This window comes from Streptomyces sp. KR55 (genome assembly GCF_052245645.1).
In the GTDB taxonomy this organism is placed as follows: Bacteria; Actinomycetota; Actinomycetes; order Streptomycetales; family Streptomycetaceae; genus Streptomyces; species Streptomyces flavusporus.
The window spans coordinates 1-7,980 of sequence record NZ_JBQQCE010000454.1 but is presented as its reverse complement, the minus strand read 5'-3'; the positions used below and the strand labels follow the sequence as shown (position 1 = coordinate 7,980).

The 7,980-nt window shown below is 68.6% G+C and carries 6 protein-coding genes and 1 tRNA gene; 6 read left to right on the top strand and 1 reads right to left on the bottom strand.

Annotation, left to right across the window (positions count from 1 at the left end; translation table 11 throughout):
* Positions 1-77 precede the first annotated feature (77 nt).
* The 3 genes from ACTWQJ_RS41570 to ACTWQJ_RS41560 all read left to right on the top strand — a co-directional run bounded on the left by ACTWQJ_RS41570 (position 78) and on the right by ACTWQJ_RS41560 (position 2,023).
* On the top strand, positions 78-536 hold the full coding sequence (locus ACTWQJ_RS41570; protein WP_443311602.1) for a molybdenum cofactor biosynthesis protein MoaE: 459 nt from the start codon (positions 78-80) through the stop codon (positions 534-536).
* A 171-nt stretch (positions 537-707) separates the two neighbouring features.
* On the top strand, positions 708-872 hold the full coding sequence (locus tag ACTWQJ_RS41565) for a hypothetical protein (RefSeq protein WP_165396464.1): 165 nt from the start codon (positions 708-710) through the stop codon (positions 870-872).
* A gap of 53 nt (positions 873-925) precedes the next feature.
* Positions 926-2,023, top strand: a complete 1,098-nt coding sequence (locus ACTWQJ_RS41560; protein WP_443311601.1) for a YlbL family protein — start codon at positions 926-928, stop codon at positions 2,021-2,023.
* A gap of 73 nt (positions 2,024-2,096) precedes the next feature.
* Here ACTWQJ_RS41560 and ACTWQJ_RS41555 read toward each other — a convergent pair whose 3' ends face one another.
* Entirely contained in the window at positions 2,097-2,639 is a 543-nt protein-coding gene (locus ACTWQJ_RS41555; protein WP_443311600.1) for a PPA1309 family protein, read from the bottom strand.
* 162 nt (positions 2,640-2,801) lie between these two features.
* Between ACTWQJ_RS41555 and ACTWQJ_RS41550 the strand changes: the two genes are divergently transcribed.
* The 3 genes from ACTWQJ_RS41550 (at position 2,802) to ACTWQJ_RS41540 (ending at position 7,944) form a co-directional block, all read left to right on the top strand.
* Complete coding sequence (locus tag ACTWQJ_RS41550) at positions 2,802-5,765, top strand: UPF0182 family membrane protein (protein ID WP_443311603.1); 2,964 nt, start codon at positions 2,802-2,804, stop codon at positions 5,763-5,765.
* Between the two features lie 82 nt (positions 5,766-5,847).
* A tRNA-Met gene (locus tag ACTWQJ_RS41545) sits at positions 5,848-5,921 on the top strand.
* 205 nt (positions 5,922-6,126) lie between these two features.
* The gene (locus ACTWQJ_RS41540; RefSeq protein WP_443311599.1) at positions 6,127-7,944 is read left to right on the top strand and encodes a sel1 repeat family protein; all 1,818 of its coding nucleotides are present in this window, start codon (positions 6,127-6,129) and stop codon (positions 7,942-7,944) included.
* The last annotated feature ends 36 nt before the right edge of the window (positions 7,945-7,980 follow it).

Genomic DNA, 7,980 nt, shown 5'->3' with positions numbered 1-7,980 from the left:
ACGTTGGTCCCTGCGCACGTGCGTGCGTGATGAAAACGCCATTTCGTAGTGTCTGAGGCGTGAGGCACGATGGAGCCATGGCAGCCATGAACGATCATCCCGGTGAGCAGGGCGCGCAGGATCCCATCAAGCTGATCGGTATCCGTGAGACACCGCTCTCCCTCGACGAGGTCTTCCGGGCCGTCGGGGACGACGCCGCCGGCGGGACCGCGCTGTTCGTGGGGACCGTGCGGAACCACGACGGGGGAGCCGACGTGGACGAGCTCGGATACTCCTGCCACCCGACCGCCGAGGCCGAGATGCGGCGGATCGCCGAGAAGGTCGTCGCCGAGTTCCCGGTGCGGGCGCTGGCGGCCGTGCACCGTGTGGGGGATCTGAAGATCGGGGACCTCGCCGTCGTCGTCGGCGTGTCGTGTCCGCACCGCGGGGAGGCCTTCGAGGCCTGCCGCAAGCTCATCGACGACCTCAAGCACGAGGTGCCGATCTGGAAGCACCAGAAGTTTTCGGACGGAACCGAAGAATGGGTCGGCGCGTAGCGCCGTCGTTGAGGGGTGGTGGTCGGGCGACGGGTGGGCGCCTGCTGAAATCTGTGGGCCCCGTTAACCCTTCCGGTTGCGTAACCGCACCCCTGACGTGAGCGTTGTCGGTGCAGACGGTTAATCTGCTGATCGGTCAGTCGCAGACGCTCATCGGGTTGGGAGGTCGGCATGGCGGCGCTCGCCTGGTTGCTGATTCCGCTTGTGGCTGCGATCGCCGCAGGCTTGTGGGGCAGTTGGGCCAACCGGACCCGCAGGGCGCGCAGCGACGGCCCCGAGCTGGACGGGTACGCGCGCTTCCGTGAGGCCATGGAGAAGTCCCGCACCAGCCCGTGACCGCCAGGCTGCCCTGACGGTGCGCTGACAGAAGCGTCCCGTACTGTCGTTCCATGCCACGCCGCACCGCGACGATGCTCGCCTCCACCCTGATGCTGATCGCGCTTCTGTGCGCGGGAGTACTCATCCCCGTGCCGTACTCGGAGATGTCCCCGGGGCCCACGGTGAACACCCTCGGGGACCACGACGGCGAGCCGGTGCTGCAGATCTCCGGCCGCAAGATCTATCCGACGACCGGCAACCTCAACATGACCACCGTCCGCGTCACCAGCGCCGACTACCGCATGAACCTCGTCGAGGCCGTCTACGGCTGGCTCGCGCACGACAACAAGGTCGTCCCGCACGACACGCTCTACCCGGACGGCAAGACCGAGGAGGAGTCCACCCAGGAGAACGCCGAGGAGTTCAGCCAGTCCCAGGAGAGCGCCAAAGTCGCCGCCCTGAAGGAACTGGACGTACCGGTGAAGTCGTGGGTGATCGTCTCCACCGTGGTCAAGGACTCCCAGGCCGAGGGCAGGCTGCACGCCGGTGATGTGATCAAGGCCGTCGACGGTACGACGGTGAAGGCGCCCGCCGACGTCGCCGACCTGGTGACCAGGCACAAGCCTGGCGAGGACGTCGTCTTCACGATCGTGCCCGCCAAGGAGCAGGCCGCCGCCGAGAAGGAGAACCGGACGGCGACGAAGACCGAGAAGGTCACGATCACCACCACGACCTCCGACGACACCGGCAAGAAGCGCGCCATCGTCGGCATCTCCGCGGGCACGGACCACACGTTCCCGTTCACCATCGACATCAAGCTCGCCGACGTCGGCGGCCCCAGCGCCGGCCTGATGTTCGCGCTCGGCATCTACGACAAGCTCACCCCGGGCAGCCTCACCGGCGGCTCGTTCGTCGCCGGCACCGGCACCATCGACGACGAAGGCGAGGTGGGCCCCATCGGCGGCATCGAGATGAAGACCGTCGGCGCACGCAGCAAGGGCGCCCAGTACTTCCTGACGCCCGCCGACAACTGCGCGTCCGCCGCCGAGGACACCCCCAGCGGTCTCACGCTCGTCAAGGTGAACACCATCGACGACGCGCTCGACGCCCTCGCGGACATCCGCAGCGGCGACACCGCCGACCTGCCTAAGTGCACCACCAAGGGCTGAACAACAGGGCTCACGCGCGGCCGGGGGGCGCCCGCACGATCAAAGGCGCCCCCCAGTGCCGTACAGGTAGACCTCAGTCCTCGAACGTCGCCGCCAGCGCCTGCGCCAGACCCGGCACCAGCTCCGAGCCGGTGAGAACCTCCGTCGGCGAGTCCTTCTCCCGCAGCCGCAGCGCCGACTCACGCGCGCCGTCCCGCAGGACGGCGACCGTCATCCGGACCTCCTGGCGCTCCGGGTGCCGCGCCACCCACTTCGCGAGCGCGGCCTCGTCCAGGTCCTCCGGAACCTGCGCCTCCGCGGACGGCGGCAGCATCAGCCGCTCCACCGTCAGCGCACAGCCGGCCACCGCATCGGGCCAGGCGATCGTGCCGAGGAACTCGTCGAGCGGCTTGTCCGTTGGAACCTCGTCCTGCTCGATCGGGGTGAGACCGGCGGCCTCCTGCTCGTCCCCCAGGCCGAGCTGCGTCGCGAGCGCGGGTTCCTGGGCCCGCAGCTGCGCGGTGTCTACAAGGGCGAAAAGGCGGGCGGGCTGGTCCCAGCCGAGGCCGGAGGCGTACTCGTCGATCTCGAGTACGGCCCGGGTGAGCGGGCTCGCTGCCATGGGAGTGTTGGACATGGTCACAATCCTGCCTCGTTCCCGGCCGGAATCGGGAACCGAGTAAAGCGTGAGTAAGTTGCATAGGTGAGGGCCTACGATCACGGGGCCCATCGAACGGCCCGCGAACACAGGGCCTGACAGACCAACAGCGATTTTCGAGGTGCCACCTTGGCTTTCCAGATGCCGGACCGCGGCGGAGGCCCGACGGGGCCACGGATCAGAGTGGGCCGCCCGTCCCGGCGAGTCCGGACCCTGCTCATGACACTGGGCGTCCTTGCCGTGCTCGGCATGGCGTTCACCATGTTCGCGGGCTTCTGGACGGACTGGCTCTGGTACCGGTCGGTGAACTACTCGTCCGTCTTCACCACCACCCTGTGGACCAAGATCGGACTCTTCTTCGTCTTCGGCCTGCTCATGGCCGTCGCCGTCGGATTCAACATCTGGCTGGCCCACCGGCTGCGCCCGCCGCTGAGCGCGATGTCGATGGAGCAGCAGAGCCTCGACCGCTACCGGATGGGCATCGCGCCCTACAAGAAGTGGCTGCTGTTCGGGATCACTGCCCTGGTGGGCCTGATCGCGGGCGCGTCCGCGTCCGGCCAGTGGCGCACCTGGCTGATGTGGGTCAACGGCGTGCCCTTCGGGCAGAAGGACCCCCAGTTCCAGCTGGACGTCGCCTTCTACGCCTTCGACCTGCCCTGGTACCGGTTCCTGCTCGGCTTCGGCTTCGCCGCCGCGATCCTCTCCGTGATCGCCGCCGCGCTCACCCACTACCTGTACGGCGGGCTGCGCATCACCAGTCCCGGCGCGCGCGCCACGGCCGCCGCGACCGGACACCTGTCGGTGCTCATCGGCATCTTCGTCGCGCTGAAGGCGGTCGCGTACTGGCTCGACCGGTACGGCCTCGCGGTCAAGTCCAGCGACTTCAAGGCGACGGACAACTGGACGGGCCTGCGGTACGTCGACGCCAACGCCTATCTGCCGGCCAAGACGATCCTGTTCTGCATCGCCGTCATCTGCGCCCTGCTGTTCTTCGCCACCATCTGGCGGCGCACCTGGCAGCTGCCCCTCATCGGCTTCGGCCTGATGGTGCTCTCGGCGATCCTCATCGGCGGGCTGTACCCGGCGATCGTGCAGAAGTTCCAGGTCCAGCCGAACGAGCAGGCCAAGGAAGCCCCGTACGTCGCGAAGAACCTCAAGGCGACGCGTGACGCGTACGGCATCGAGGGCACCCAGGTCACCGAGTACTCGGGCACGAGCAACACCGAGGACGCGACCAAGCTGCGCAACGACGTCGACTCCACGGCCAGCATCCGCATCATGGACCCGAACATCGTCTCGCCGACGTTCCAGCAGCTCCAACAGATGCGGAAGTACTACGCGTTCCCGACCAATCTGGACGTCGACCGCTACAGCGCGGAAGGCAAGGACCAGGACACGGTCATCGGTCTGCGCGAGCTGAACTACGCGGGCATCGACAAGCAGAACTGGATCAACAACCACTTCCGCTACACCCACGGATACGGTGTGGTCGCCGCCAAGGGCACCACCGCCGACTCCGAGGGCCGCCCGGTCTTCACCGAGTCCGACCTGCCGTCCAAGGGCCAGCTGGGCAGCTACGAGCAGCGGATCTACTACGGCGAGAAGACCAACACCTACTCGATCGTCGGCGGTCCCCAGAAGGAGATCGACTACTCCGACGACAGCGGTGAGAAGACCTACAGCTACGAGGGCAAGAGCGGGATCAACCTCGCCAACCCGATAAACCGGGCCGCGTACGCGGTAGCGCTCAACGAGCCGCAGATCCTGTACTCCGGCGCGATCGGCGAGGGTTCGCGGATCCTGTACAACCGCACCCCCAAGGAGCGCGTCGAGTCGGTCGCCCCGTGGCTGACCATCGACGGCGACGCCTACCCGGCGGTGGTGGACGGCAAGATCCAGTGGATCGTCGACGCGTACACGACGACGAACGGATACCCGTACGCCTCCCGTACGACCCTCGGTACCACCACGGCGGACTCGCTGACCGCGACCAACGACCAGCGCGCGGTGGTGGCCCAGCAGAACCAGGTCAACTACATCCGCAACTCGGTGAAGGCGACCGTCGACGCGTACACCGGCGAGGTCAAGCTCTACCAGTGGGACACCCAGGACCCGGTCCTGAAGACCTGGATGAAGGCGTTCCCCGACACGGTGGAGCCGCGGAGCGAGATCAGCAACTCGCTGATGGCCCATCTCCGCTACCCGCAGGACCTGTTCAAGGTCCAGCGCGAGCTGCTCACCCGCTACCACGTCAAGGACGCCGACACGTTCCTGAGCGGCAGCGAGGTGTGGCAGGTGCCGGACGACCCGACCAACAAGTCGGGCGACGCGGTGCCGCCGTACTACCTGAGCATGAAGATGCCCGACCAGAAGGAACAGGCGTTCTCGCTGACGACGACGTTCACGCCCAACGGGCGCGACAATCTCAGCGCGTTCATGTCGGTCGACGCCGAGGCGGGCACCAGCGGCTACGGCAAGATCAGAATCCTGAAACTGCCCACCAGCACGACGGTCAACGGACCCAAACAGGTCCAGAGCCAGTTCAACTCCGAACAGGACATCGCCGAGTCCATCCGGCTGCTGAGAGGCGGCGACTCGGAAGTGGAGTACGGCAACCTGCTGACGGTGCCACTGAACGGCGGACTGCTGTACGTGGAGCCGGTCTACGTACGCGGTGGCGGACTGAAGTACCCGCTGCTGCGCAAGGTGTTGGTGTCCTATGGCGGCAACACCGCCTTCGAGGACACTCTCGACCAGGCCCTCAACAAGGTCTTCGGGGCGGAGGGTTCGACCCCGACACCACCGGACGAGGGCGAAGGTGAGGACACGGCACCGCCGCCGACATCGGACAACCCCACGGTCCAGGAAGCGCTCAGCGACGCCCAGAAGGCCTTCGAGGCCGGCCAGGAAGCCCTGAAGAACAACGACTGGGAAGCCTACGGCAGGGCCCAGGAGGACCTGGAGGAGGCGCTGAAGCGGGCCGAGGAGGCGCAGTCGCAGGCTGGCAACACGGGCGGTGGCGGTGACAACAGCAGTCCCAAGCCCACCAAGAGTCCCAGCCCCTCTGGCAGTCCCAGCCCCACCAGCAGTCCGAACAGCAGCTGATCGAAGCAGCTGATCGAAAAGCAGCTGATCGAAGCAGTTGGTAAAGCTCTCCCCGCGTCGTGATACGGTTGCAGAACAACGACGCGGGGTGGAGCAGCTCGGTAGCTCGCTGGGCTCATAACCCAGAGGTCGCAGGTTCAAATCCTGTCCCCGCTACTGAAGTCGAAGGCCCGGATCCTCCAAGGATCCGGGCCTTCGTGGTGTGCGAACGCATGTGCCGACGTGTCGTATCGCCGTGCCGCCGTGGGGAGTTGGCAGAACTGTGTTTGACTTATCTCTCTGTGGGCATGTCGACAAAACGCTGAAGTGACCTCACTGGCTGCGGTATACCAGGTGTACCCAGGTTGCAGGTGGTGCGACGATGGACGTTATGGGGGACAAGGCAACTCTGTTCGAGACAGGGCGATTTGTGCAGCCTTCCGGCCAGGAGGAGACCCGGGACGAAACCGGCGAAGCGGCCGAGGAGGCGCGTCAGCGGCTCGCCGCCGAGGCCGGTGACGTCGAGGCGATGAGCGTCCTCGGCGCCATGCTGCTGCGCCGCGGCGATCTCGACGGAGCCGAACCCCATCTGCGCGCCGCGACCGCCGAGGGCGACCGCGCCGCCGCCAACAACCTGGGCGTCCTGCTGCATCAGCGTGGGTACGCCGACGAAGCCGCCGGGTGGTGGCGGATCGCCGCCGTCGCCGGCAGCGCGGCCGCCGCGCACGCCCTCGGGCGGCACCACCGCGAACGCGGCGACGAACCCGCCGCCGAGTACTGGCTGCGCCAGTCCGCCGAACAGGGACACGTCCTGGGCGCCTACGCCCTCGCCGACCTGCTGGAGCACCGCGCCGACGCCGACGCCGAGCAGTGGATGCGGGTCGCCGCCGAGCGGGGCCACCGGGAAGCGGCGTACCGGCTGGCGCGCACGCTTGATCGCCGGGCGGCACAGGAGGGCGGGGCCGGGTCTGACAACGGTGTCGAGCCGCCTGCGGAGGCGGAGGCCGAACAGTGGTACCGGCAGGCCGCCGCACGCGGCCACCGCCGGGCCGCGCTGCACCTCGGGGCGATCCTCGAGAAGCGCGGCGAGCTGAAGGAGGCCGGGCGCTGGTACCTGACGTCCGCCAAGGACGGCGAGGCGCGCGCCGCCTGCGCGCTCGGGTTCCTGCTCCGGGACGCCGGGGACGAGGAGAGCGCCGCCGTCTGGTGGCTGCGCGCCGCGCAGGAGGGCGACGGCAACGCGGCCAACGCACTGGGCGCGCTGCACGCCGAGCGCGGGCAGACCCAGACCGCCGAGCGCTGGTACCGGGCCGCGATGGACGCCGGTGACGTCAACGGGGCCTACAACCTCGGGCTGCTCTGCGCCGAGCAGGGGCGGACCACACAGGCCGAGCAGTGGTACCGGCGCGCGGCGTACGCCGGGCACCGGGAGGCGGCGAACGCGCTCGCGATCCTGCTGCTCCAGGGCGGGGACCAGACCGGGGCCGAGCCGTGGTTCTCCAAGGCCGCGGAGGCGGGGAGCGTGGACGCCGCGTTCAACCTGGGGATTCTGTATGCCGGACGGGGCGAGGACGCGGCCGCGCTGCGGTGGTACGAGCGGGCCGCCGCCGCCGGGCACATCGAAGCCGCGCTGCAGGTCGGGATCGCGCGACTGCGGGAGGGGGACGAGCTGGACGCCGAGCGGCATCTTCGGCGTGCGGCCGGTGGAGGGAGTGCGGAAGCCGCCTACCGGCTGGCGGCCCTGCTCGACGCTCGGCGGCCGCCGGCTCCTCAGCATGAGCTGGGGGAGTCGGTGCACGAGAAGTCCGAGTGCGAGGAGTGGTACGAGCGGGCGGCTCATCAAGGGCATCGCAGAGCGCAGGTGCGGGTCGGGATGCTGGCCGCGGCGCGCGGTGATGTGGTCGAGGCGGCTCGGTGGTACCGGGAGGCGGCCGAGGCCGGGTCGCGGAACGGGGCGTTCAACCTTGGGCTGCTGTTGGCTCGGGAGGGGAGTGAGCCGGAGGCTGCCGTGTGGTGGACGCGGGCCGCTGACGCGGGGCACGGGCGGGCGGCGCTGCGGCTGGCCCTCGTCTACGCGCGTCGGGGGGAGCTGGCGGAGGGGCAGCGGTGGGCCGACCGTGCCGTGCACCTGGGGCCGGCGGAGGTTTCGGAGCGGGCGGCACGGTTGCGGGATGCCTTGCGGGAGGAGCTGTCGGCGTGACGGGGTGCCTCCCCCCAAGGGGGGAACCCATGCCCA

Coding starts and splice junctions, on each gene's coding strand:
- ACTWQJ_RS41565 (WP_165396464.1), top strand. CDS start 708: ATGGCGGCGCTCGCCTGGTTGCTGATTCCGCTTGTGGCTGCGATCGCC.
- ACTWQJ_RS41570 (WP_443311602.1), top strand. CDS start 78: ATGGCAGCCATGAACGATCATCCCGGTGAGCAGGGCGCGCAGGATCCC.
- ACTWQJ_RS41540 (WP_443311599.1), top strand. CDS start 6,127: ATGGACGTTATGGGGGACAAGGCAACTCTGTTCGAGACAGGGCGATTT.
- ACTWQJ_RS41555 (WP_443311600.1), bottom strand. CDS start 2,639: ATGTCCAACACTCCCATGGCAGCGAGCCCGCTCACCCGGGCCGTACTC.
- ACTWQJ_RS41560 (WP_443311601.1), top strand. CDS start 926: ATGCCACGCCGCACCGCGACGATGCTCGCCTCCACCCTGATGCTGATC.
- ACTWQJ_RS41550 (WP_443311603.1), top strand. CDS start 2,802: ATGCCGGACCGCGGCGGAGGCCCGACGGGGCCACGGATCAGAGTGGGC.